The organism is Persicirhabdus sediminis (assembly GCF_016595495.1).
GTDB classification, from domain to species: Bacteria; Verrucomicrobiota; Verrucomicrobiia; order Verrucomicrobiales; family Akkermansiaceae; genus Persicirhabdus; species Persicirhabdus sediminis.
On sequence record NZ_JAENIM010000029.1, the window covers coordinates 1 to 26,234 of the forward strand.

Genomic DNA, 26,234 nt, shown 5'->3' on the forward strand with positions numbered 1-26,234 from the left:
CGACGCTGATTTTTAGGCAAAATCTTCGGCTCAAATTCTCCCTTGCGATCTCGCGGGATGGCCACCTCTAACTCACCGTGCTCACTGATCGCTTTTTTGCGGCTGGTTCCGTTGCGCACATTTCCGCGTTTACCGCCTTTGCGCTGGCCTTTTTCGTAGCCTAAATGGTCATCCATCTCACCAGCTAAGGCACTCTCGTAGAACCTTTTCATTAGCTTTTTGATGAGATCGTCACCCTGAACTGCCAGCTCAGCCGGACTCGCTCCAGCTGCCTTTTGTTTCGCTATGAATAAGTTAAAAAATTCATCCAACGCCTTGTCTGCTTCTGTCTTTTTTTTCTTCATGGTCGTATTTTACAAATGCGACCAAAAACACAAATATTATGTCAGGCTCTCGTCTGCGATCAGAGTGGTCATTGGTCATTGGAGACTGCGCCCGCGGTGAATTATTTCTCTCAGTTGTCTGTCTAGTAATATGCACTTTTAGATGATTGCAAAAATTATTGGATTTAAACTGTCTATCTTTCTATACAGAATGTCTTTTTATTTATGCAATTTATCACCATGTAAATCCCCAACTTACCAGCTGACCGGACTCGTCAAATTCAACATCTAATCCCACAGGGTCATCATATAAGGGGTTCCTTGTTAACAACAAACTATCTACACCTTCAACTCGGTAGCTGTAAATCATACTACTTGAATTCTTTAGCTTTTCGTCTGGAGAACCTAAGTATTCAATAAGCTCCTTCTCTGTAACTCTCTGCTTCTTCAAAAAAAGCTCAATATCCAGAACTTTATGAGTCTTAAAAACCATGCTACTTGCTTGCACTTGCTTGCACTTCTTGCACTTGCTTGCACTTCTTGCACTTCTTGCACTTCTTGCACTTCTTGCACTTCTTGCACTTCTTGCACTTCTTGCACTTCTTGCACTTCTTGCACTTCTTGCACTTCTTGCACTTCTTGCACTTCTTGCACTTCTTGCACTTCTTGCACTTCTTGCACTTCTTTTGACTCACAAGCACTCAAGTGGAAAGCTGAGACCAACATTATTAATGTCCTATTTTGATACCCTCTCATAATATTTAAAAATACTCCATGTAGTCAACAGCTTGCATCTAATAGCTTCACTTCCAGAAAGAATACCAGAGGCTGGCCCCTGCCATTCACTTCCCCACCCATCTCTCCAGTCCTCAATTATACCGCCAAGTGTTTGATCGCCATTACACCTCTTAATATGACAAGACAGGTTTAGCATCGTATAACAGGTAGTTCAATCTTCAATCACATCATTTTGTTAGCTTAAATCGCTGAATTCCCTCCCCTAATGTAGATTTAAAATTCCAGCTGGACGGCTCTCTGACCAACTAGGCTTCAATACGTTACTAAATTTTATAACTGGAATCATTGAACGTCACTTCAGCAAGTTTCTAGCAAGCATTGCTTGCAACAAAAACACATCTCTCCAACAACAGGCTGATAGCACTGCTTATCTTGATGCCGGTTTGTTGGGTCAGGTGGATTCATCAAATGGCATCTCAAAATTTCAGCTAGCCGTCTCACTCCAGATCGTTTGCTGGTGCAGCTATCGCTAGGCCCATGCATGAGTCAGCACGAATCAACGAAGTGGTGAGACTCTATTTACTCCGCTGATATTCATGCAAAGTACCTGCTTTTACTAGTGACACTATAGTGTACAAAAGCATCTAATCATAAACGCAAAAAAGCCGCAATTGCTTGCGGCTATTTGCTTTAGATCAATGGCAGAGGGGGAGGGATTCGAACCCTCGATACCTTGCGGTATGCCGGTTTTCAAGACCGGTGCATTCAACCACTCTGCCACCCCTCCGTGTGACCTTGTAAGGCGCGCGCAAAGTGCATGGAAACGTGAATAATTGCAAGCTACAAAAGCAAAGAAATGGCATTTTTTTCATCTCCCATAGTCAAACCACACACAATTCACTCATCATCAGCGGGTAAAAATGAAAACAGACGAACCTGAAAATTCCTCGCGAGCAGGCACAGCCATGATGGTGATCGGTATTGCCTTAGCAGGTCGCATTCGCGTCGATGAAAAAGGCCCAACGTCCCCAGCTGATGAAACTACTCAGAGACCGATTCTATGTGAATGTTGAACTAGCGAATCGGGCTGAGCTCTCGCTCAACTTAAGATGAAATGGGCTTATGGCCCTGCTGGAGGGCTTGTGACGCTTGAGGTCAGATCGGCTAAATGCTATGGCTGCATTGCTACCGCATCGCCTTATATAATAAAGCGTGCCCGACGCTAGCTAGAGTTAATGAGACTAGGAATATAGACACTCCCCTCGCCGCTTACTGTAGCTGTAGCAAACCAGATGCAGTTCATTGAAAATGGCCCGCAGTCACTTTTTTTAACTGACTCAATGAGCGTAGGGTGCAGGTCGATGACATCGGTGAGCTATAGGAAATTTAAGGTGGATCTATCCTAGCTGGCAAAAGCGGCGAAGGATCGCCGCGCTACAAAGCCTGAAGCCGAGCTAATGGTGCCGCGCCGGTGCGCGCCACCTAGCTAGAAGGTGTGACTGAGTATAGATCGTAGTTTGATGACGTTGGTGAACTATAGGAAATTTAAGGTGGATCTATCCTGGCTGGCAAAAGCGGCGAAGGATCGCCGCGCTCCAAAGCCTGCGGCCGAACTCATGTTGCAGCGCCGGTGCGCGCCACCTAGCTAGAAGGTGTGACTGAGCATAGATCGTAGTTTGATGACGCCGGTGAACTACGGGTAATATAAGGTGGATCTATCCTAGCTGGCAAAAGCGGCGAAGGATCGCCGCGCTCCAAAGCCTGCGGCCGAACTCATGTTGCAGCGCCGGTGCGCGCCACCTAGCTAGAAGGTGTGACTGAGCATAGATCATAGTTTGATGACGCCGGTGAACTACGGGTAATATAAGGCAGATCTATCTTAACCGGCAAAAGCGGCGAAGGATCGCCGCGCTCCAGAGCCTGCGGCCGAACTCATGGAGCGGCTTCGGCTCCGGTGGCGCGAAGCTGATCTGATCTGATCTGATCTGATCTGATCTGATCTGAGAAATGTGTGAAGATTTTGCAGCTGGCTAGAAAACAAAAAACCTGCCATTCGATTTCTCGAAATGACAGGTTAAATGGTCGGGGAGACAGGATTCGAACCTGCGACATCTGCGTCCCAAACGCAGCGCTCTACCAAGCTGAGCTACTCCCCGCTGGCCTTGCGGCGGCGGGAAACTGCACTCGATTACCGTTTCGTTCAAGGAAAAACGATATCGAGAGATGACTTTTTTCAGCAAGCAGAAATCAATACGCCACGGGAGGCATTTAATTCCAGTCAATTAGCCGATGAAACACCCCATTGAAGATAATAAAGAAATGTGGATTATTAGCACCGCTGAAACTGTCCCCCTCATGAACAAAATACAAAAACCACCACAATTCCCCCACTATTGCGCCTGCCATTGACAGCAAAAATCACCCCTCTCCTGCCACATTTACTGAATATTCGTGAAATTATTTTTGCTCACGCGCTCATCTAGCCAGATGAGTTCGACAATCAGCTGGAAATCATCATGAGCGGATACGGAAAAATCCGCCATTTGGCATGCGCAGCGTGAGCTGACAGCTCACCCAGTCATGAAATAATTCTATAACCAGAATCAATCGAACGTTCATATTTATCTAGCATTTCTGAACTTTCAACCTATAGTGTGTGAGTATTGGGGTCAGCCCCGAACAAATAACAAACACAACAACTACGATGAAAACAATCCATACAATCATTGCGGCAAGCATCGCCATGAGCCTTGCTTCATGCGAGAAAGCAGCTGACGAAGCCAACAAAAAGGCCGAAGAAGCAAAAGCGGAAATGGCAGCCGCCACTGAAAAAGCAGCCGAAGCAGCCAAAGAATCTGCGGGTGAAATCACTGAAGGCAGCAAAAAGGTAGCTAACGAAGTCGTTGAAGAGACAGAAAAAGCCGTCGACGCTACGACCGAAGCTGCATCTGACGCCATGGACGCCACCAAAGAAGCCGCATCTGACGCCATGGACACTACCAAAGAAGCTGCTAGTGATGCCGCTGACGCCGCTACAGAAGCAGCCGCCGACGCTACTGAGTCAGTAGAAGAAGCTGCTAGTGACGCAGCTGACAGCGCTCAGGAAGCCGCTGACGACGCCATGGAAGGTGCTGAAAAAGCAGCTGACGATGCTGCAGACAAAGCACAAGATGCGATGGACGACGCAAAAAATTCATTACCATCAGCTCCATAGTTCTAGCTGACTGATCAAAGATAATCATTCCATGCATTAAAATCCGGCCGCTATCCGCGGTCGGATTTTTTTACGCAACCTTGCAAGCTAGGTGAGCCGTGCTTAGTGTTGGCCAGAAAGTAAATTATGGACAGAGAAGAAATCATCAAGCTAACAAGCATGGCATCCTGTGGTGGATGAGCGTCCAAGCTCGACCCTGCGTCACTGGTGCAAGTTTTGCATCAACTACCACAACACAACGATGATAGATTGCTAGTTGGCTCAGCTACCGCTGACGACGCTGGTGTATTCAAAATCGACGATCAGCGCGCGCTTGTGCAGACCTTAGATTTCTTCACCCCTATCGTCGACGACCCGTATTTGTTTGGCAAAATCGCGGCGGCGAATTCGCTCTCTGACGTCTACGCCATGGGTGGCAGACCGATTACGGCGATGGCTATTGCCGGCATGCCCGACGATTTGCTAGACAATGAGACCATTCGCGAAATTTTGCGAGGAGGAGCCGAAATGGTCATGCAAGCAAAGGCCAGCTTAGTTGGTGGCCATACAATTAAAAATCCAGAGCCGATTTACGGTCTATCAGTCACCGGCATCGTTCACCCAGACAATGTGCTAGCCAATGCTAACGCTGAAGCTGGCGAACTCATCATTCTTACTAAACCACTCGGCACAGGCATTCTATCAACTGCCATCAAAAGAGGCCTGTGCGATGCCGAGTTAGAGCTCAAAGCATCTGAGATCATGATCCACCTGAATACAGTGGGCGCCTATCTAGCTGAAAAAGGTCTGGTAAAAGCCTGCACGGACATCACAGGATTTGGCCTCGCTGGTCACTTGATAGAAATGGCTGACGCCAGCGGCACCACTGCCATTTTAGACAGCTCGGTCATTCCAGCTATCTCACCGGAGGTGATAGAGTTCATCGAACAAGGTTGCGTCCCAGGCGGCACGAAAAAGAACCTGCTCAACGCCGAAACCAAAATCAGCTTTGGTGAACACATCAGCGAATCACTCAAACTGCTGCTGGCTGATGCACAAACATCTGGCGGACTTATGCTCTCTGTACCAGCTGTTCACGCGGAAGAGGTACTCGCCCACCTCCATCAAGAAGCGACTCCGTGCGCCGTGGTCATCGGCAAAATGGTAGCGCGCGCGCAACACAGCATCATCGTCGAATAATCTATCGATTAGACTCTAATCAGCCAGCCTAGGAGAAAATTCCAGCTGGCTGGAAATTTCTAACTACCGCATCAGCCCAGCGCTGTGCGGTAATTTTTTGTCCACCTATCGCGGATAGTTTCCATCTAGCTAGGCCATCGTGCGAGGTGATCTAGCAAAACCTAGCTAGAATAACTCACTGATCCATTCGGCAAGTTAGATATTTTCTGACCCTTATCAGGAAAAATAAAAACTCTGAGAATGATGACGACGATGCCCATTTTCAGCCGATTTGACGAATTCGGACTAGAGTCAGACGCGTGCTATCAATCTCTGCGTTTATGGGGGAAAATCATCCTTGCCAGAGGAATGACTAGTCCGTAATCAAGCTAAGAAATCAGTAATACACGCGTATTACTGAATCCATATTCTAGCTAGCCCAATGCCATACTCCCACGATGGCAATCACCAGCTAGCAAGCTCACAATCAATTCATACCACTAACTACCATCCCTATGGATCTTACTAACAAAGAACGGAACCTACTTTTTTGGGCCAGCTTTCTCTCACTAGCAGCCGCTGGCTTCGGATTTGTCTTCCGCGTCATGATGCCCAACATCTGGGCCGATGAATTTAATATCACGGGAGCCGAAGTTGGCCATCTAGCTGGCGCCGCACTCTGGCCAATCGCCATCACCATGATTTTATTCAGCTTTTTGGTAGATAAAATTGGCTACAAGAGCTCGATGATGATCGCCTTCGGCCTGCAGACACTCTCGGTCATTCTCACTTTCGTGGCCAAAGATACACGTATTCTTTGGTATGCCTGTTTCGCAGCCGGCCTCGGTCACGGCGTGGTAGAAGCCTGCATCAACCCACTGTGCGCAGCCATCTATCGCGAAGAAAAAAGTAAGTGGCTCAACATCCTGCACGCTGCCTGGCCAGCTGGTATCGCCGCTGGCGGCACGATTTACCTGCTCACCCGAGATTCCCTCCACTGGAATACCGTTTTCCTTTTCATGCTGCTGCCCGTCATCGCTTACGCCGTGATGTTTCTGCTCTGCCACCGCTATCCAGCTGACGAGCGCGTGGAGGCAAATGTTTCCACTCGCGACATGCTCAAAGAGTTTGGTGGCCTAGGTGCCTTTATCGCCATCACCTTCCTGTTTTATGAGATCGCCAAACAAGCTGGCGGTCATTTCGATCCAGATGGCAGTTCATTTGTCATGCAAAACCACCTTTCCGTCAGCCTTGCCATTGGCGCGCTGGGCGGCCTGATCTTTGGATTTGTGGTGAAATCCATGGGCCAGATCCTCTTTTTCATCCTCTGCCTGATCATGATCCCGCTCGCCACTGCCGAACTCGCCACTGACGGCTGGATTCAAAGCCTGATGCAGCCGGTGCTAGCTGAAGAATATGACATGCACTCTGGCTGGGCAATTGTCGCCTCAGCTTGCATCATGATGACGCTGCGCTTCTTTGCAGGCGTGCCGCTGAAATTCATGAGCCCGCCAGCCCTATTGCTCTTTAGCTCGATATTTTCCATCATCGGCCTCTATCTGCTATCTGGCGCTACTGGCATCATGATTTTTGTGGCCTTTGCTTTCTACGCGGTAGGTCAGACATTTTACTGGCCCACAGTGCTTGGATTTGTCGCTGAGCGATTCCCTAAAGGTGGCGCGGTTACACTGAATACCGTCAGCGCCATCGGCCTGCTAACCGTTGGCATCTTTGGTTTCCCATTCCTCGGCGCCGTCAAAGATAGCTTCGACGCTAAAGCAGTGAAAGCCACCGAGCCAGCCATCTACGCCGAAGCTCAGGCGGCTGGAATTGCCGAAAACAAAAAGCTTTTTGGCGTTCCCTACCAGAGCATCAATACGGAAAAACTGATGGATGAAGTCGAAATCGACGCCCACAACAAAACCGTGCTGGAAGATGAGATCGACAAAAGTGCGCGCAAAACCATCAAAGTGGCTGCCGTATTGCCGCTCACTATGGCTATCGCATTTTTGTTTATCATCATCTGGTTCCGCATGAATGGTGGCTACAAAGCCATTCACCTCACCCAGCCAGAAGCGTAATTGATACCATTGGAGAGCTAAATTGGGCGAATGGTATAAGCCCACTTCCCCAGCCATCCCCTGACTAGCGCCGAGCTCAGGGGATTTTTTCCTGAAAAATCACAATTTCGCAGCTAGCTGACGGGTCATAAAATCACAAACATCACCGCAAAATTGTATTTCGCCTACGCGCAGCTGTGAAATTCATCACCAGCAGCAGAAAAAATCATCATCTCAAATCGTTGTATATTAAACACTTCTTAATTAAATCGAAAATTAATACAAAAACGATCTTGCCATGAGGCGATTTCTGAGTACTTTTCCGCCGCCGCGAGGCACCAAGCAAATCCAACTAAAGGCGCAGATAGCTCAGTTGGTAGAGCAGTTGGCTTTTAACCAATTGGTCCTGGGTTCGAGTCCCAGTCTGCGTACTTTTAGTTTGCTTAATTTAATCCACACGATTCTCTTGAACGTGTGGATTTTTTTGCCCAAAACTGGGACGAGAACCCAGCTGGGTTTGAATGCACTATCGTGCATCACGATTTCCAATTTCCTGCGCGCAGCGCACATACCGGCATAGCCGAAGGCAATCCCAGTCTGCGTACTTTTAGTTTGCTTAATTTATCCGCTAGCTCATCCCGAGCCTAGCGGATTTTTTTGCCCTAAAACACAGCAGCTCTGCCGAAGGCTTTCGGACTGCGGAGATCCTTCTCCGCTTTGGCCACACTAGCTAGCCACCTCCAACAAACTCACATCCACAGCCAGACACACACAAAAAAACCTCCAGCATAGCTGAAGGCAATCCCAGCCGCACCCATTTAGATTTGCTTAATACATCCGCCAGCTCACATCGAGCTCAGCGGATTTTTTTTGCCCTAAAACACAGCAGCTCTGCCGAAGGCTTTTGGACTGCGGAGATCCTTCTCCGCTCTGGCCACACCAGCTAGCTAGCCACCTCCAACAAACTCACATCCACAGCCAGACACAAAAAAAACCTCCAGCATAACTGAAGGCAATCCCAGCCGCACCCATTTAGATTTGCTTAACATCCGCCAGCTCACATCGAGCTCAGCGGATTTTTTTTGCCCTAAAACACAGCAGCTCTGCCGAAGGCTTTCGGACTGCGGAGATCCTTCTCCGCTTTGGCCACACCAGCTAGCCAGAAATTCACCCACAACCCAAACCAGTAATTCTCCACAAACCCGTGCAAGTTGCCGAGAATGGCTTATATTTACCGCTGAAATGAATCCCCGCGGTGACACCCCATCATGGCTTCAGCTAGCGCAACAATCATCTGGCCAGCCAGATGAAATCGCCTCGCTCGCCAGCCAGCTTGCCAAACAATGGCTCGAGCAAGCCATGGACGCGCGCCAGCCACACGAGATCCACCACGACCAGCGCATGAGCCGCCTGCTCAACGACCGCCTTGGCCTTGCCTTCACGCTCGCGCTTACCGACCGTGTTTTTCGCCCCAATTACTCAAGGCACTCAGCCCGCCAGCTGCGTCAACTCATCGCCGAATTTGGCATCCCCAACTACCTCGACATGACTGAAAAACTAGCGCTGCAGATGGCTTCTATCAGCTCATTGTTCATGCCGCATTTCTGCATGAAAAAAATCCAACGGGAAATCCGTCAACAAAGCCGGCGCGTGATGCTCAACCAACACGACCAACAGAAGCATTTACCGCAACTGCAAGCGGATGGATTTGAATCCCAAATTAACCTGCTAGGAGAAGCCGTACTTGGTCAAAAATCCGCCAACCGCAGGCTTGAGCAATTGATTGAGCGCGTCCGCAAGCCAGACACCACCGCCGTTTCAGTGAAAATAAGCGCGATCGATAGCCAGCTAACCCCGCTAGCGCACGAGGAATGCGTGAGCCGTGTAGCAGAAAAGCTACAACGCCTCTATCACACAGCGCTAGAGAACCCAGCTAGCCCATTAGTCACGCTCGACATGGAAGACTATCGGGAATTCCAGCTCACGCTGGACGTTTTCCAACAAATGCTCGCAGACAAGCAGCTAGATCAAGTCAACGCTGGCATCGTCCTACAAGCATATCTACCAGACAGCCATGCCGCGCTGGAAAAAATTCACCACTGGGCGCTGCAACGAACTCAACGAGGCGGAAAAAACATCACCCTGCGCATCGTCAAAGGCGCCAACCTAGCTATGGAGAAAATCCACGCCGCTAGCCACAACCACGCTCTAGCATGTTTTTCTAGCAAATGCGAAGTCGATGCCAGCTACAAACTTCTCATCACCCGCTGCTGCCAGCTCGACGCCGACAGCTGGACCACTATTGCTGCCGCTAGCCACAACTTGCTAGACCTTGCCTACGCAGTGCTCATCCACAGCTACTACCAATGCACCCATGCCTTACAGATAGAAATGCTACAAGGCATGGCGATGCCACAAGCGCGCACCTTACAAAAAGGCGGCCAGCCACTTCGGCTATACACCCCAATCATGGACGCCAACAGCTCGTTTACAGATGCACTCGCCTATCTGATGCGCCGGCTAGACGAAAATAGCAGCCACGGAAACTTTCTGCGCGATCAGTTTGAAATTTCTAACCAGCCGGAGATATGGCACCGCCAGCTGGATGCATTTCATCAGTCTATCAAGATGATGGACAAACTCGACACTTCTAGCCGACGAGCAAAGAACAAGACAGCCAAACCAGCTGATCAAGGCCCCTTCACCAACGTGCCTGATAGCGATTGGACTCAGCTAACCCAACGCAAATTAATAGAATCTGCAGTGGAATCATTCCAGCCAGAACAGGTGATTCCATTGCAGATAGATGGCAGATTTCTCACTCCCGAGAACCCCAACGCCGCCTACTCACCAGCTAATACAAGCCAAGCACTCTATCATTTCCACTGTGCTGGCAAAGCGCAGATCAACCAGGCCTATCAATGCGCACACGACAACCAAAATTACTGGAACCAGCTGGGCGCCGCTACAAGGCGCGAAATGCTCATCCGCGCGAGCCGCGAACTCGCAGGACAACGCTCTCAGCTAACTGCCGCACTCGTTCATGACGCAGGCAAAACCATCAGCGAGGCTGATAGCGAGATCAGTGAAGCCATCGACTTCGCCCACTACTACGCCAAATCATTAGATAATAGCTCATTTTTTGATGGCACCATCTGTACCCCGCGCGGCGTCATTACGGTGATTTCCCCGTGGAATTTTCCCATCGCCATTGCTTGCGGCGGCATATCAGCTTCCCTCATGGCTGGAAATACCGTGATCCTCAAACCCTCATCAAAAACAGTCCTCTGCGCATGGCTGTTAGCTCAGGCATTCTGGCGCGCAGGAATCCCTAAGAAAGTACTGCAATTCATGCCAGCCAGCCGCATTCACGGTCGGCAAATCAGTCGCCATCCATTGAATAATGGAGTCATCCTAACTGGATCAGCCAACACAGCCGAACAAATCCTCATCACCAACCCAGAACAATTTCTCATCGCTGAAACGAGCGGCAAAAATGCCATGGTGATCTCAGCTAACTGCGATCGCGATCTAGCCATCAAAGACCTGCTCACCAGCGCATTCAGCCATGCTGGCCAGAAATGCTCAGCCGCCTCGCTAGCCATCATTGATGCCCAACTATACGATGATGAATCATTTCTCCAAACACTCAAAGATGCCGCGCGCAGCCTGAATATTGGACCAAGCTATCAGGCTAGCAGCAAAATCCCACCGCTCATCGGACACGCCAATACAAGACTGCACAAAGCAGCAACCCAACTAGAAGACGGCGAAAAGTGGCTTCTAGAACCACACCTAACGAGCGGCCAGTCTCATTATTGCACACCGGGAATCAAGCTTGGCGTAAGCGCTCAAAGTTGGCTGCGTAAAACCGAATGCTTTGGCCCCATCCTTGGCATCATGCGCGCCAACGACCTCCACCACGCCATACAGCTTCAGAACGACTCTAACTTTGGACTTACCGGCGGCTTACACTCACTTTGTGATATAGAAAAAGACACCTGGCAACGCGCGGTCGAAGTTGGCAATGCCTACATCAACAAAGCGACCACTGGCGCCATCGTTCAGCGCCAGCCATTCGGCGGCTGGAAGCGATCCAGCTACGGCCCCGGCCGCAAAGCTGGAGGCCCTAACTACCTAATCCCTCTCATGCATTGGCATGACGATGGGCCACCAGAAATGCAGTCACCTCCCAAATCCTCGTGCCTCGTAAGAAAACTTAGCGACTTCTGCCATCGTCCAGCCGAGATAAAGCAAGCCGCCGCCAGCTACGCCTATTGGTGGGACCAGGAATTTTCCAAAGCACACGACTTCGCGCCAGTGTTAGGTGAAAAGAACTGGTTCCGCTACCGCGCCCGACACCACATATTAGTTAGGACGCACAAGATGACGCGACTACAGATCAGCCTGATTCTGCTAGCCGCAAGAACCTGCAATACCCAAGTCGACATCAGCTGCTGCACAGAAGAAACGGCAAATTTTCTCAGCCAGCTGTGCTATCACGTTCAGATAGAAAGCGACAAACAACTGCAGCAACGACTGAGCAAAATCCACCCACACTACAGCCTAAGAATCCTCAATGCTAGCCAGCAAATCTATCAAACATGCACGCACAACAAGCTATTCATCAACGATGCCGCACCCGTAAAAAATGGCCGCATCGAGCTGCTACACTACCTCCATGAACAAACTTTATCGATGTGCACACATCGATACGGGCACATCGAGCAAAGCGCTAACGAAATCCTAAACGAACTGCAAAATGACGGGTCAACGAGATGACTGGCTCGGCGAACTCATTCATGTGGTCACAAAAATGCGCGCTGGCTTGAGTTCAACACTACGGCAAAATCACTTTCACCCTACCAAACAGCCTATCAGATTCATCCTCAATGGCATGCTTAACAGTAACCCTCTGCCAGTTAGCATCAATGACTTCGATTTGCTCGTCTGGTGACTGAACTTGTACAAAACCATCTTCAGCTAGGTCGCTAGATAGCTGACATTCATATACCAAACCAACGCCGCGGCGCTGCAAATAGACCATCACCAAATAATCATCACCATCCTCCTGCTGGCGCTCTATCAATGGCAGACCACTCGTGCCTGCGATCGTCATGTGTGAGCGGTCAGCTTCACCCAACTGCATATTAAATGCGTATTTCAGCAAGTTGCTAGAGCCATCAGCAAATGGCTGCGCTGTAGGCAAAGCATCATCACCAACCAAACCTACTTCTGCAGCAGCATCCGCAAAGAGAGCAGCTGGCGCAATGGCTTCACCTGCTAACTGAATAACAAAGGCACCTTCATCGAGGTCGTTATTAGCAATCGTCAAACTCGCCGATCTATCACCCGCTGAACTTGGCGCAAACTGCAACTCAATGGACGCGCTCTCTCCAGCCGCCAAACTAGCAGGAGGAGAACTTACAAAAGCAAAATCAGAACTAGCCACTCCCTCAATCAGGTAGTCGGATAGGCTCAGTGACGCATCACCTACATTTTTTAATGTAAAGCTCAATGTCGAACTGGCACCAATCAAAGTATCATCTGCTGAAAACGTCGTCCCACTAGATAATTCTTGTCCATTAGTATCTTCAGCTGCAATTTCGCCAAAGCCACTCACCTTAGCCACCGCAAAATAGTTTTTGGGACTAGTGAATGTGCCGCCTACAAAAAGTTTATCTCCGTAGCTAGCCATGGCATTTACCGAGCCATTCACACCACTTGCCACTGTTTCCCAGCTAGTTCCCGTATCCACTTTCAAACCAAATGACCCACCTGCAAATAGATTACCATTTTGATAGACCAAACTATTTACCGTAGAACTAGGTTTGCTAGAACTGCTAGGCGAGCTCCAAGAATCGCCACTATAACGTAACACTTTCTGAGAAAAGCTGCCACCCACATAGATAGATCCTCCGCCACCAGTGATAGCATTCACCTCACCGCTAGAAACCCCACTAGCCATCTGACTCCAGCTAGATCCGTTCCATTTCGCGGCTCGGTAAACGTAGGGAGGCCACGATGCATATGGCTGAAGCTGTGTAAAACTCCCAGCCATGTAGAGATTAGCACCATCTGAATAGAGACTACTCACGCCATTTGCAGTATATTGCACAGACGCCCCACCTGACGTCTGCCAGACATCACCTGGTGCAAAATACAACCTTGACGCAGTAGCTAAATACACGGCTCCTTGATGATAGGTCACAGCTACGCCTGGAATATTAATACCACTTCCGATGTGCGACCATGCCCCGCCCGAATACTGAGCAAGATATTTAACAACCCCTCCGTCAACATTAGTAAAAAGCCCTGCTACATAGAGCCTATTATTTCCCCAATGAAGGTCATTGATAGATCCTGCTGCTGCTCTATTCTTGAAAGCCCCCAACAGAGCCCAGGAACCACCGTCCCAACGATAGACCATCGCACCCGAAGCCGCATTCACGGCAACGTAGGCATTGCCCGATCCATCAGACACGATATCGACAATGGCGCCAGATACTGGAAAATTGGCTGAGTCCAGCCAGGATGAATTAAAACTAGCTAGAGTCGAAGAAATCGTCACCACCATGACGGCACAACTAAATATCAACCTCCCCGTGAGGCATACAAAGGCGTTAAACATGCATGCCTCATAATCAAATCAGCTAAGCTAACAATCATTTAATTACAAAAAATAGTTCACCTAAGAATTAAGGTTAACAACTATGCCCGAAAATCTAAAAGTCGATTGACGATTGGCGAGAAATTCTAATTGGAATCCATAGTGATTCGCGCCTAGATTAATGCATGTTCATCAAGCGCCTATTACGACAATGCCGCCTCTGCCTATTTTTGGCTGGCAGCCTCATTGTCGTTCTTGTTGTAGCCGCGATGGTTTATTACAACGAAGTCGGCCTCGATGAAAAATGGCGCACTAAAATAGCAGCTGAAATCGAGCAACTGGGCATTGTTGCAGATTTCGACAACGTCCACTACGACCCATCGCGTGGGCTCGTCGCCAAAGGAGTGACCATTTATGAAGATGCCACGCGCGAAGTCATCTCAGCTAACATGGCTAGCATGATCATCGACATAGACAAGTCGAAACTAATGCGCGGCGAAGGCATCCGCGTCAACAAACTCCATCTACGTGGCGTTCACATTTCCCTAGCCGTAGATCCGGCTGACCCAAGCAGCGAGCACATCGACATCCACGACCTGAAGGGCAATATTTACCTGCCCGAGGCAGATGTATTGCAAGCAAACAGCCTATCAGGGTATGTTAGCGGCATCAATATCCAGCTAGATGCCAAACTTTGGGGACGCAAATTCATCGACGAATCCAAGCCAGCCAGCGAAAAAGACGTTGTTGCACACGCGTCACGGCTGCGCTTGATCACCGAAACCATCAAGGAACTCAAACAATGGCACTGGCCAGATGAGTCACCGCCAGTGCTCAAAGTGTTTGTTGAAGGCAATCTAACTAACCCGCAAGACCTCAGGGTAGATTTAGAGATTATTGCTAAAGAACTCAACAAAGGAGACCGCACGCTACGCGACGTTTTAATTCGCGGTGATTTTAAAAATCAGCTCATCACAGTTGACCAACTAGCCTTCAAATTCAAAGACGGACAGCTTAAAGGACAGGCTGACTATCATATGGCGACTAAACGAGGACGCTTCATCGCCGACTCAAGCATCGACCTCGAAGCCATGTTGGAAGAATATTTTGGCTTGGAAATCGAGCTACCCGTAGTTCTCGACGCCCCACCTAACATCCACTGCTCTGGTGATTTCACCATCCGCGAAGGTCAACTCCCCGATCTTCGTTTGGTTGGTAGATTTAACGATGCTAGCGGCACGATTCTCAAAACTGAATTTGACGCTATTTCTGGCGACGTATCGTGGAAGAGCAATGGCGACGTCTACATCACTAACTTGCAGGCCAAAAGACTCGATGGCGAACTCTCGGGACGCTGCCTACATAAAAACGGCAAGATTCGCTTCGAGTTTGATAGCACCTTACCGTACTCAAGCTTCAACCCACTGCTCGCCTCTATCAAATCAGAAAAAGGCCAACAAGCGCTGTCCCGCGCCAAGCTCGGCAAGAAAAGTAAAATTCACCTCAAAGCCTCCGGCGAATACGACCTACACAATAAGGCAGAATGGTTAGTAAGCGGTCGTGTGCAACTCGACAAATTTGCTTACAAGAAAGTAGACCTTCACCACGCCTCAGCTGATTTTGACATCAACCCGACGCGCTTGATATTCGACGACATCAACATCCGCAGCGACCACAGAGATTACAAATTATACAAAAAATGGGGCGGCCCATCATCGGGCAAAGTGACAGCCGATCAGGTAGAGGTGAATTTTGCAGACAAAATGGTTCACATCAAAAATGCTAACGGCACCGTGTGGCCAGCCCCTATCGTTAGGTTGTTTCATACTAAAGTCGCCGATCACATCGAGCAATACAGATTCCACCACCCCCCAAGCCTTAGCGCCAATGGCAGCTTTGATCTCGTCGGGCCGTGGCCAAAAACAGATTTTTTCATCAATGTGAAATCCAAGGGCATCACCGACTACAAATTGCTTGGTGAAGATGTGCCAGTGCGCGGACTATCAGGCAAAGTGCACATCACCCAAGGCCGCGTAGATGTAACCAAGTTAGACTTCGTCGCTTGCCAAGGAAGCATAGAGGGCAATATCAACGTAAAAACTACCAACCCAAAGTTAGTCACTTATAAAGGAAATTTCCACGGTGAGCGCATCCACCTGGGTGACATCGGCCGCATCTACGACTTTGACGCCAACCAAGGACTGATCACGGGAAATATAGAATTCAGTGGCGCAGCTAACGACATTCGTAAATTCAACGGCTCAGGTGATGCAGGACTAGAAAATGGTAACCTATTCTCGATTCCTATGCTGGGACCACTCAGCCCGCTGATAGGCGGAATCCTCAACGATAAGGACATTGCTAGAGAGCAGGTTGAAAATGCCTCCATGAGCTTTGTGATTCGCGACGGCATCATCTACTCAAACGACTTCATCGCAGCTTCCAACACCATCAAATTTACAGGTGAGGGCAACATCGACATGAAAACGAAAGTTGTTGATGCCACCATGCGCATGAACGCAAAAGGACCGTTAGGCATCCTAATGATCCCGCTAAAACCATTCGCCGGACTCTTTCAGTTTCAAGGATCAGGAACTCTATCATCGGCAAAATGGCGGGCTGTCGTCTTCTCTTCACCGAAAAAAGGTAAAAACGACCCCATTTTCAGCAAAGCGCCTAAAGCACAACAAGTCAGAGAATAAGCGTATTGAACCCGCGCATTCTTGGGTTGAATTTTTGATTATTTCCCTCACTCTGCCTCACCAGCGACAGGCACTTTGTCATGAATCCCTAAATCTAATTGGCGATTCGGGAAAATGCTTTTAGCTAATTTCTATTTATGAGCCCATTCATTAAAGCCTGCCTAGCGACTGGACGAGTTTCTAACCTACCAACAGTATGGTCGACTACAGCCGTCGCCTACTTCCTGAGCTCCGCATGCTTCTGCCACAGCAATGAATCTCTCTGGATGATCATCGCTCTATGCCTAGCCAATGCGCTATTTTACGTTGGTGGCTGCTTTATGGGTGATGCCATCGATGCCGACTACGACCGCAAGCATCGCCCTAACCGCCCCATACCATCTGGCGTACTCAACGTAAGCAAAGTGATGGCTACGGGAGCTAGCATGATGGGCCTCGCCTATATTCTCATCTGCTTGCTATACCCCGATACTTCCACACGCACAGCCATGACTGCGATGGTCGCCTGCATCTGCACCTACGCCATCTGGCATAAGAAGAAGCCTCAGTTAGCATTGCCACTCATGAGCTCATGCCGCGCGCTGCTAGTCATATTTTCCGCAACAGCTGGCATCAGCCAGCACCCAGAGAACCTAACTAGCAGCATCGCAATAACAGTGATTTTCTTTTCACTAAGCATGTTTGTCTACACCTATGTCTTTGCTAGCGTGGCTAGGCACGAGCACAAAGCTAATGTAACTTCCCCTGTTCGGCTGCTAGCAAGCATCGTATTTGTCCTCCCTTTCGCCGCCCTAATCTCTAACTACAACTGCTTCATTAGCCTTCACTGCTCGATCGCGTTCACCCTCATCGCACTCGTGACTTACTGGCTCTGGCAGCTCGTCTCGTTCCAGCTACTGAAAAAGAGCAAGATTGGTTACGTCAGTTATTCGCTGGCTGGATTTTGTCTGATAGACGCGATTTATGCCAGCTTCCATTCACCAGCACTGGTCGGGCTAACATTCATTTTCTTCGCCTGCGCACTGGGGCTGCAGAAAATATCATCAGCTACATAGCGGGCAGCATTGCCGCCATTGCGGAGCCTCTATCGGCTAAACTATGGGGCATCAAAATTCCGCCCAAAGAAAGTAGTGAATGCCAATACCTGATGCCATCCACAGCCAGCCTAACATGCATAAAAACAGTCGCAAAGTAGCTTGCGAGCTTGAGCCAGCCAGCTGACTTAGCAAACTAGAAAAAGCTGCAGCAAAGATACAAACTCCAATCAAACAGCCTAGCATATAGGTGACCGCTACTACTCTCCTACCAGTAACATCCCTCTGGCCAATCTGCCATTCATCATAAGAATAACCAATCGCCGCAGGCTGATTCATCGCCACCATTTGCTTATACCTACACTTTGATGATGGAGAAATACTAAGCCAGCCAGAGAAGAGAACTAGCAATCCAAGCGCAAATATAATCCAACATTTATTTCGGCTGACCATATCAATTAGCTAACTCGAAACAGCCATCACCACCAGCCCCATTCACTGAGGCCGGCAAGTTTGAACAAAGGTACATTTACAATGATGCTTAAGCCATATAATTAGAAATCAATCATGCTCAGCAAACAAACCGTTCTATCTGAAAAGATATGCCTCAATCTAAATATGCCGTACGAGCAAGCTAGACAAAGCTTGCTGCTCACCCTCGAGCTAGACGAAGCACCCATTTCAGCGATGGGCTACAACAACTCCCCACTGCTGCGCGGTCAAATCACTAGCTCTAGCGACGATCACATTGAGTTTCATGCCAACTACGGCAATACTGGGCCAGCCAGCGTCGCGGGCGAGCTACAACGACAAGGCGAGGCATGCACGCTCACCATCTGGAGCAAAAGGGTCAACATACAAAACCAGCTCTATTTCAGCCTACTCTGCGCCATCATCGCTACAATTTTACTCATATTCTTCCCCGAGCGTTCAGTGAGCGCCATTGCTCTGGGCTCCTTGGCCGTTTTTCTACTGTGGAAAATATCCAACACCTTGGTTCAAACATCTAGCATTCGCTCTCATTTTCTCAGCATCTATCAAACGACACTAGATGTTCAGCGAAATATAAATAAATAAACAGCTAGGGCTATTATGCACGCATTAGCCGAGCACGATAGAATGCCAAGCCCAACACAAAGGGCGCTTGAATAAGGAAGAACGAGGTAGCCGTAAGCATCAACTCCGGTCGATCTAGCGCCGTGATACCTAGCAACCCCGCGATAGCCAAATTACGACATGGCCACTCGAAGATGACCGCTGAGCGATCAGCTGAGTTATCTGCACATGCCCTAGCCACCAAAACAGCAACTAACAACATCACCGTGCTGATTAATAGCGCAGGGAAAAACAGCTGACGCAACTCCTGAATCACTGAGCCAGGGCTGGCGTAGAGCACGATGCCTATCACCACAAATAACAAAATCAAACTGCCGTAGCGCAATAAGTTAGCATTTTTAGTCACCCAGCTATCAGCAAACTGCTTCACCACCATGCCAAGTGTCGTTGGCAGAATCATTAGAAATGCTAACTGGGCAAACAAGATTGATAGAGGGATCTGAAATTTCGACCCCTCAACTTCGTTAAGCATAGAAACCGCAATCCCCAGACTGAGTGGCGTCATGACAAATGCAGCCAGAGTAGATAGGCCCGTTAGTGATACGGAGAGCGAAACATTGCCCCTAGAAACAAAAGTATAGGTATTGGAAATCACTCCAGACGGACATGCCGACATCAACAATAATGCAAGGGTGATCGACTCATCGAGGTCGAGCCATACGGCAATCAACAGCGTCACAGCTGGAACCAGTAGATATTGGCCAAATATCGCCGTCGCCACCAGACCCGGCTGCCTTAGACATTTCCTGAAATCGGCAAGACGACAGTCCGTGCCAACAATGAACATCAGGCAAAAAACCGTAGCTGAAGTAATTATATCTATCATTTTGAGGGTGATACAAAAAAGTGTGTCCACTCAGCTTGCCGTAATCTCGTAAGCGCACCGCAGCTGAATGTTCGTGTGATACAATCATACCAGCGAACACGGAAACGAATTTCTTTAAATTTCCTCGTAAATTAGAGAAACAATTTTTCATACACAGTTCGAACACACCCTCATTTCAATCACCTCACACTAGCAAGAAATTTGAAAATCTCGCGCGTGACAAATGCCCTAGCTGGCAGTAGCAATGGGCATGCATATTCGCCCACGCCGCAACCGCAAATCACCCGCTGTCCGCTCATTAGTGCAGGAAACCTCACTCAGCGCCAGCGACTTTATCTACCCGCTATTCCTCCACGATAAAGAGGTAGACGAGCAGATTGAATCCATGCCGGGCTGTGTGCGTTGGTCGCTAACAGGCCTAATCAAAGAAGCCGGCGAAGCCTACGCCTTGGGCGTTCCAGCTGTGGTTTTATTTCCAGCCATTGACGAATCATTAAAAACATCAGACGCCGCTGAGTGTCACAACGACGCTGGTCTTGTCCCGCGTGCCGTGCGCGCCCTCAAAGACGCCTACCCAGGGCTATGTGTGATCACTGACGTCGCGCTAGATCCATACAATAGCGACGGCCACGACGGCTTGGTAGAAAAAGATGCCAATGGCGAGCTGGAAATCGTCAACGATGAAACTGTCGCCGTGCTCTGCGAACAAGCCCTTTGCCACGCCCGCGCCGGTGTCGACATCGTCTCACCCAGCGACATGATGGACGGACGCGTTGCCGCCATTCGCGATGCTCTAGACGCTTCTGGTTTTGAAAAAGTATCCATTCTCAGCTACTCAGCCAAATACGCATCCGCCTACTACGGTCCATTCCGCGGCGCACTGGAATCAGCGCCGAAAGCAGGTGACAAAAAAACCTATCAAATGGACCCAGCTAACATCCGCGAGGCGATCCGCGAGATAGAGCTGGATGAGGCTGAAGGCGCCGACATGATCATGGTGAAGCCAGCTGGCCCCTACCTCGATGTCATCGCCAAAGTCAGCGATCACACCACCCTGCCTGTCGCAGCCTATCAGGTGAGCGGTGAATATTTGATGATCAAAGCCGCCTCCAAAGACGGCTGGGTCAACGAAAAAGCCATCGCGCTAGAATCACTCATGGGCATCAAACGCGCTGGCGCTAGCATGATCCTAACATACTACGCCAAACTTGCTGCTGAGTGGCTGAAGGACGCGTAGATAGATCTCTAATTAAAATCTCCCGCCAGCTAGAATTCGGCATTCTAGCTGGGTGGCGAATTTTCAAGCACTAGCAAATGGCGCTAACACATTGTACTACCACTGCGCTACAACTTAGCCACTAGGGCTAACACAGGTGAGTTTATCATTTTCTCTAAGTTCTAACTAGCCTGCTACGCCAGCTTACTAAATCCAGCTAGCTGGAAATCACAGTAACACAAGCTAGTTACTTACCAATCAAACGTATCACCTTCTCGCCTTGTTGATTGATACGCATGCAGCGAAATGATGCTGATTTACGCTTGGCTTTCTGGGCAGATCGTTCATAAGTACCGTCCAGATTTGCGTATCGTGAAAGACAATCAACCATCACCACACATTCTGGGAATTATTCCAGCTCGCTGGGCGTCCACTCGCTTCCCCGGTAAACCTCTCCACCTCATAGCTGGCAAGCCATTGGTGCAGCACGTTTGGGAGCGCTGTCAGGAGTGCTCCAAGCTCGACGGCGTCTTAATTGCTACCGACGATACTCGTATCGCCCAAGCAGCGCAGGCATTTGGCGCTAACGTTGCCATGACTTCAGCCGATCATCCAACGGGAACAGATCGCATTGCTGAAGCTGCACAGGTAGATCCAGCGGCTACCCACATCGTCAACATTCAGGGTGATGAACCATTGATCGACCCAGAACTAATCGACCAGCTGGCTGAGTCATTGCTTAATGATGCGGGCTTGGCAATGGCTACAGCGGCTAACGAAATTGACGACGACGATTTGATTGCCGACGCAAATGTGGTTAAAGTGGTAATGAACAAACTTGGTGATGCCATGTATTTCTCCCGCAGCCCACTGCCCTACCGTCGCGCCGACAGCCCTGAGCTGAAGATTTACCGCCACAAAGGCATCTACGCGTACCGCCGCGACTTTTTAGAATCATTTATTACTTGGCAACCATCACCGCTTGAGCTTGCAGAATCCTTAGAGCAGTTGCGAGCGCTGGAAAATGGTGCCCGAATCCGCGTGATCATCACTGATGACGAATCCGGCGGAGTCGACACATTAGAACAAGCTAACCAGCTTGAAGCGTATTTAACAAAACAACCATCATCTCACTAATAGAGCCCATATTACCGACATGTCTCAACCAACAAAATACATCTTTGTCACCGGTGGCGTCGTTTCCTCATTAGGAAAAGGCCTTGCCGCTGCCTCCCTCGGCACCCTGCTAGAACACCGTGGGCTCTCCGTAACCCTGCAGAAATTTGACCCGTACCTGAACGTAGACCCAGGCACCATGTCACCATTCCAGCACGGTGAAGTTTACGTGCTCGATGACGGCGCCGAGACCGACCTCGACCTCGGTCACTACGAGCGCTTCACTAACTGTACGCTGACCCGCTTCAACAACCTAACTTCAGGGCAAATTTTTGAAAACGTCATCCGCAAAGAGCGCGCTGGCGACTACCTCGGCAAGACCGTTCAGTTCATCCCTCACTGCACAGACGTCATCAAAGAGCGCCTGCGCGACGTCACCCTGCGCACCGATGCGGATGTGATCATTACTGAAATCGGCGGCACAACTGGCGACATCGAAGGTCACCTATTCCTCGAAGCCATGCGCCAATTTGCACTAGAAGTTGGCCACGAGAACGTCTGCTTCATCCACGTCACTCTGCTGCCATACATTTCTGCAGCTGGCGAAATGAAAACCAAGCCGACCCAACAATCGGTAGCTAAATTGCGCGAGATCGGCATCATGCCAGACATCATCGTTTGCCGCACCGAGCACGACATGGAAGAAGATCATCGCCAAAAGATCGCCATGTTCTGCAACGTTCAGCCAAAGAACGTGGTCGCCTTCAACGACGTCAACCACACGATTTACGAATGTCCGCTCGACCTGCGCCGCGACAAACTCGACCGCCTCGTCTGCGAAAAACTTGGTTTAGAAACTGACACACCAGACCTCACCGAGTGGCGCCAGTTCGTCAATAACATCATCAACCCAGCTAACGAAGTTAGCGTTGCTGTTGTTGGAAAATACATCGAGCTGCAAGATGCCTACAAGTCCATCTACGAATCTCTAACTCACGCCGGCGCCGCTAACGACACCCGCGTGAAAATCCTCCGTGTGGATGCAGAGAAAATCGAAGACTGTGGTGCTGATGAAATCCTCAAGCACGTTGACGCCATCCTTATCCCTGGTGGATTTGGCGACCGCGGCACAGAAGGCAAAATCCGCGCAGCTCGTTATGCTCGTGAAAACAAGATCCCATACTTCGGCATCTGCCTCGGCATGCAAATTGCCACCATCGAGTTTGCCCGCAATGTCTGCAAACTAGAAGGCGCGAACTCCACCGAGTTCAACAAAAACACCGCTCACCCGGTGATCAGCCTGCAGGAAGAGCAAGAAGGCATCGAAGACATGGGCGCCACAATGCGCTTGGGTGCTAACGAAGCCAAAGTCACCCCAGGCACTAAGATGGCTGAGATTTACAAATCCGAGTCTATCACCGAGCGTCACCGTCACCGCTATGAGTTCAACCCAGCTTACCGTGAGCAGATCGAAGGCGCCGGCCTGAAGATCTCAGCCACCTCAGCTGAAGAAGGTCTGGTAGAAGCTGTGGAAATCACTGATCACCCATTCTTCATTGGCGCTCAGTACCACCCAGAGTTCCTCTCCAAGCCAAATAAACCTCACCCGATCTTCTTCGCATTTGTGCAGGCAGCACTAACACGCAAGAACGACTGCAAGTAAACACTCTAAGAACCCTACCTCCCATGTCCAAAGCAGAAGATAAAATCAAAGCATTAGGATACGAGCTCCCAGCTCCACCAGCACCAGCTGGTAGCTACCTCAACTGTGTGCGCTCAGGAAACTTGCTCTTTCTAGCTGGTGGCATCCCGCCGCTAGACTCAGAAGACTACATTGGCAAAGTTCCAACAGACACATCTATCGAGTCAGCTCAGGAAGCTGCGCGCCTGATCACCCTGAACCGCCTCGCCGTGGTGAAGGAGGAAATTGGCGACCTCGACAAAGTCACTCGCATCGTCACCGTGAATGGCTTTGTTAACTCAGAGCCAGATTTTTACGGCCACCCAGCTGTGATCAATGGTTGCTCAGATTTCCTCGTGCAGATCTTTGGCAAAGAAATCGGCACTCACTCACGTACCGCTCTCGGCGCCGCCGCGCTGCCGCTCAACGTGTCTGTCGAGATCAACTTCGTTGTCGAAGTGGCTGATTAATCAAGCCAGCTAGAAAATCTCCAGCTAACTAAAATTCTATCATCAAGCCCTGCAGCCCAGCTGCAGGGCTTTTTTATTTCTAGCCATCTAGCTAAATCATCAATTGACCTAGCCTAGCAAATCATCTCACTAAGGCGCATGAACCTCACCCAATTCATATTCCTAGCTACTATACTCACCCTAAGCTCGTGCGTCACTAACGAAGACCAACACCTCCCTAAAGAACTCAGACCTACCAGTAATCAAAATAGCTGGCAAAACCACGTCTCGGATGCAGACAGGTTTGACCAAGACGCACGTATCGAAAGCAGCTCTGGCTCACACAACTCCTGGCGTTAACGATACAAAAAATTGGCCGCACCCGAAGGAGCGGCCAATACGATCAACTCAAACAAATTGAGTAGAGAAATAAGCAAGGACTACTTCTTCTTGCACTTGTCGCAGTCTTTTTTGTCACAGTCTTTTTTGCACTTATCTTTCTTTTCGCAGCCACCGCAGTCGTTGCTGAATTCAGTTTTTTCGACTTTCTTTTTGTCTTTACCGCCACACTTACCACAGTCGCTGTCAGCGAGCGCGAGTGGTGCAGAGAACATAAAGGCGATGAGGGAGCAGGCTTTGATTGCGTTTTTCATATTTCGTATTTTTAGGGTTGGGCGACCGTTTCAATAGGTCGTGTGATCATACTCACGTTACTATGAGTACTACGGACAGAAATTATTTCATTATTTTTTTCAAAAAAAATCCGCCACTCATAGAAATGAATGGCGGACTTCGATTCGTCTAAGGATAAACCTCTTGAATATTAATTACTTCTGCTGAGTCACACGCATTGGCATAATGACATACAGGAATGACTCGTCGATGCGAACCACACCTGGGCTCATGCTATCGATAAGGTCTAAATAAATGGTCTCTTCGTTGAGATTCTTCAGCGGAGCCATCAAGAATGTTGGGTTAAATGCGATAGAAAACTCTTCGCCATTATAATCAGCTGGAATGCTCTCTTCGGCATTACCAATCTCCTTGGAGTTAGCCTGCACATCTACGCTGCCTTGGCTGAATGAAAGCTTCACTGAGTTAGAGCTCTCAGATGTTAGCAGAGAAACACGACGGATCGTATTTAGGAAATCTTCACGGCTAATGCTCAGACGCTCTTTGCGCTGGCCTGGAATCACCTGCTTGTAGTTAGGGTAGTTACCTTCAATCAGCTTGGAAACAATCAAGCTGCCGTCGATTTCAAAACTAATCTGGCTGCCACTGAGCTGAACATGTACATCACCGTCATCGCTGAGCATGCGCTGAAGTTCAGCCACAGCCTTAGCTGGCACAATGATGTCAGCTTCGTTGCTAGCTGGGTATTCGAGATCGTTCTCTACCATAGCCAGACGACGACCGTCTGTAGCCACGAATGTTACTTTGCCTTCTTTGAATGAGACGTACACGCCATTGAGCACGTAACGAGTCTCATCGTTAGAGATGGCATAAGATGTTTTCTTCAGCGCGTTAAGCAACAGCGCTTGAGGAATCTTATACTCTTTACCATCATCAAATGTTGGAAGTGGAGGGAACTCCTCTTCACCAAGACCGATGATTTTGAAAAATGATGGCCCACTCTTAATGCTAGCCTGATTATCACTACCAACTTCTACAGAAACTTCACTTGCAGGCAACTCGCGCACGATACTTGCTAGACGCTTAACAGGAAGTGTTGTCGCGCCATCCTGCTGGACATCAGCTGAAATAACAGCACTCACGCCAACGTCGAGATCTGTTGCTGTTAGTCGAATACTCCCACTTGCGGCTTCAATGAGCACGTTTGAGAGAATTGGTAATGTAGCTCGAGAGCTTACAACGTGCTGCACCTGCTGCAACACGTCCAAAAACGCTTCCTTGGTGATAGTGAATTTCATAAGACGAATATAAGTGGCCCAGAGCCGCGAATCGACTCCAGATGCACATTACTGTGTCTG

18 protein-coding genes, 3 tRNA genes and 1 pseudogene are annotated in these 26,234 nt (G+C 49.3%); 14 read left to right on the plus strand and 8 right to left on the minus strand.

Translation table 11 applies throughout. The annotated features are described in order from the left end of the window. The 3 genes from JIN82_RS05570 to JIN82_RS05580 all read right to left on the minus strand — a co-directional run. The coding region (locus JIN82_RS05570; protein WP_200310654.1) for a transposase at nucleotides 1–344 on the minus strand (344 nt) is incomplete at its 3' end. A 426-nt stretch (nucleotides 345–770) separates the two neighbouring features. Next, the gene (locus JIN82_RS05575; protein WP_200310655.1) at nucleotides 771–1,049 is read right to left on the minus strand and encodes a hypothetical protein; all 279 of its coding nucleotides are present in this window, start codon (nucleotides 1,047–1,049) and stop codon (nucleotides 771–773) included. A gap of 711 nt (nucleotides 1,050–1,760) precedes the next feature. After that, a tRNA-Ser gene (locus JIN82_RS05580) sits at nucleotides 1,761–1,848 on the minus strand. 133 nt (nucleotides 1,849–1,981) lie between these two features. Here JIN82_RS05580 and JIN82_RS05585 point away from each other — a divergent pair. Further along, entirely contained in the window at nucleotides 1,982–2,134 is a 153-nt protein-coding gene (locus JIN82_RS05585; RefSeq protein ID WP_200310656.1) for a hypothetical protein, read from the plus strand. 1,006 nt (nucleotides 2,135–3,140) lie between these two features. Here the strand turns inward: JIN82_RS05585 and JIN82_RS05590 are convergent. Beyond that, nucleotides 3,141–3,217 (minus strand) — tRNA-Pro (locus JIN82_RS05590). Between the two features lie 548 nt (nucleotides 3,218–3,765). Here JIN82_RS05590 and JIN82_RS05595 point away from each other — a divergent pair. From JIN82_RS05595 to JIN82_RS05615, 5 genes and pseudogenes are all read left to right on the plus strand, one after another. Continuing rightward, entirely contained in the window at nucleotides 3,766–4,275 is a 510-nt protein-coding gene (locus tag JIN82_RS05595) for a hypothetical protein (RefSeq protein ID WP_200310657.1), read from the plus strand. Nucleotides 4,276–4,470: 195 nt separating this feature from the next. After that, nucleotides 4,471–5,454: pseudogene (selD, locus tag JIN82_RS05600) on the plus strand (selenide, water dikinase SelD); the annotation flags it as partial. Nucleotides 5,455–5,948: 494 nt separating this feature from the next. Next, nucleotides 5,949–7,514 carry an MFS transporter gene (locus JIN82_RS05605; protein WP_200310659.1) on the plus strand — a complete coding sequence of 522 codons (1,566 nt, stop codon included), beginning with the start codon at nucleotides 5,949–5,951 and terminating at the stop codon, nucleotides 7,512–7,514. 337 nt (nucleotides 7,515–7,851) lie between these two features. Continuing rightward, nucleotides 7,852–7,924, plus strand: a tRNA-Lys gene (locus tag JIN82_RS05610). 811 nt (nucleotides 7,925–8,735) lie between these two features. After that, nucleotides 8,736–12,275, plus strand: coding sequence for a bifunctional proline dehydrogenase/L-glutamate gamma-semialdehyde dehydrogenase (locus JIN82_RS05615; RefSeq protein WP_200310660.1), 3,540 nt, complete (start codon nucleotides 8,736–8,738; stop codon nucleotides 12,273–12,275). A 58-nt stretch (nucleotides 12,276–12,333) separates the two neighbouring features. Here the strand turns inward: JIN82_RS05615 and JIN82_RS05620 are convergent, their stop codons facing one another. Further along, nucleotides 12,334–14,124 (minus strand): choice-of-anchor D domain-containing protein, encoded by a 1,791-nt coding sequence (locus JIN82_RS05620; protein WP_200310661.1) that lies wholly within the window; start codon nucleotides 14,122–14,124, stop codon nucleotides 12,334–12,336. A 164-nt stretch (nucleotides 14,125–14,288) separates the two neighbouring features. On the opposite strand from JIN82_RS05620, the gene JIN82_RS05625 reads away from it, so the two are divergent. From JIN82_RS05625 to JIN82_RS05635, 3 genes are all read left to right on the plus strand, one after another. Further along, on the plus strand, nucleotides 14,289–16,805 hold the full coding sequence (locus JIN82_RS05625) for an AsmA family protein (protein ID WP_200310662.1): 2,517 nt from the start codon (nucleotides 14,289–14,291) through the stop codon (nucleotides 16,803–16,805). A gap of 137 nt (nucleotides 16,806–16,942) precedes the next feature. Beyond that, nucleotides 16,943–17,860: a UbiA family prenyltransferase gene (locus tag JIN82_RS05630; RefSeq protein ID WP_200310663.1), complete on the plus strand. Its 918-nt coding sequence runs from the start codon at nucleotides 16,943–16,945 to the stop codon at nucleotides 17,858–17,860. A gap of 546 nt (nucleotides 17,861–18,406) precedes the next feature. Further along, nucleotides 18,407–18,916: a hypothetical protein gene (locus JIN82_RS05635; RefSeq protein ID WP_200310664.1), complete on the plus strand. Its 510-nt coding sequence runs from the start codon at nucleotides 18,407–18,409 to the stop codon at nucleotides 18,914–18,916. 13 nt (nucleotides 18,917–18,929) lie between these two features. Here JIN82_RS05635 and JIN82_RS05640 read toward each other — a convergent pair whose 3' ends face one another. Further along, the gene (locus JIN82_RS05640) at nucleotides 18,930–19,781 is read right to left on the minus strand and encodes a bile acid:sodium symporter family protein (RefSeq protein ID WP_200310665.1); all 852 of its coding nucleotides are present in this window, start codon (nucleotides 19,779–19,781) and stop codon (nucleotides 18,930–18,932) included. 244 nt (nucleotides 19,782–20,025) lie between these two features. Between JIN82_RS05640 and hemB the strand changes: the two genes are divergently transcribed. The 5 genes from hemB (at nucleotide 20,026) to JIN82_RS05665 (ending at nucleotide 24,603) form a co-directional block, all read left to right on the plus strand. After that, the gene (hemB, locus tag JIN82_RS05645) at nucleotides 20,026–21,018 is read left to right on the plus strand and encodes a porphobilinogen synthase (RefSeq protein WP_343221726.1); all 993 of its coding nucleotides are present in this window, start codon (nucleotides 20,026–20,028) and stop codon (nucleotides 21,016–21,018) included. Nucleotides 21,019–21,303: 285 nt separating this feature from the next. After that, nucleotides 21,304–22,134 carry a 3-deoxy-manno-octulosonate cytidylyltransferase gene (gene kdsB / locus JIN82_RS05650; protein WP_234041793.1) on the plus strand — a complete coding sequence of 277 codons (831 nt, stop codon included), beginning with the start codon at nucleotides 21,304–21,306 and terminating at the stop codon, nucleotides 22,132–22,134. Between the two features lie 19 nt (nucleotides 22,135–22,153). After that, nucleotides 22,154–23,776: a CTP synthase gene (gene pyrG, locus JIN82_RS05655; protein ID WP_200310667.1), complete on the plus strand. Its 1,623-nt coding sequence runs from the start codon at nucleotides 22,154–22,156 to the stop codon at nucleotides 23,774–23,776. Nucleotides 23,777–23,799: 23 nt separating this feature from the next. Continuing rightward, nucleotides 23,800–24,264: a RidA family protein gene (locus tag JIN82_RS05660; protein WP_200310668.1), complete on the plus strand. Its 465-nt coding sequence runs from the start codon at nucleotides 23,800–23,802 to the stop codon at nucleotides 24,262–24,264. A 138-nt stretch (nucleotides 24,265–24,402) separates the two neighbouring features. Next, nucleotides 24,403–24,603, plus strand: a complete 201-nt coding sequence (locus tag JIN82_RS05665; protein WP_200310669.1) for a hypothetical protein — start codon at nucleotides 24,403–24,405, stop codon at nucleotides 24,601–24,603. Between the two features lie 80 nt (nucleotides 24,604–24,683). On the opposite strand, the gene JIN82_RS05670 is transcribed toward JIN82_RS05665, so the two are convergent. Together JIN82_RS05670 and dnaN are read right to left on the minus strand one after the other, a co-directional pair. Beyond that, nucleotides 24,684–24,896: a hypothetical protein gene (locus JIN82_RS05670; protein WP_200310670.1), complete on the minus strand. Its 213-nt coding sequence runs from the start codon at nucleotides 24,894–24,896 to the stop codon at nucleotides 24,684–24,686. 174 nt (nucleotides 24,897–25,070) lie between these two features. After that, entirely contained in the window at nucleotides 25,071–26,174 is a 1,104-nt protein-coding gene (gene dnaN, locus JIN82_RS05675) for a DNA polymerase III subunit beta (protein WP_200310671.1), read from the minus strand. Nucleotides 26,175–26,234 lie beyond the last annotated feature (60 nt).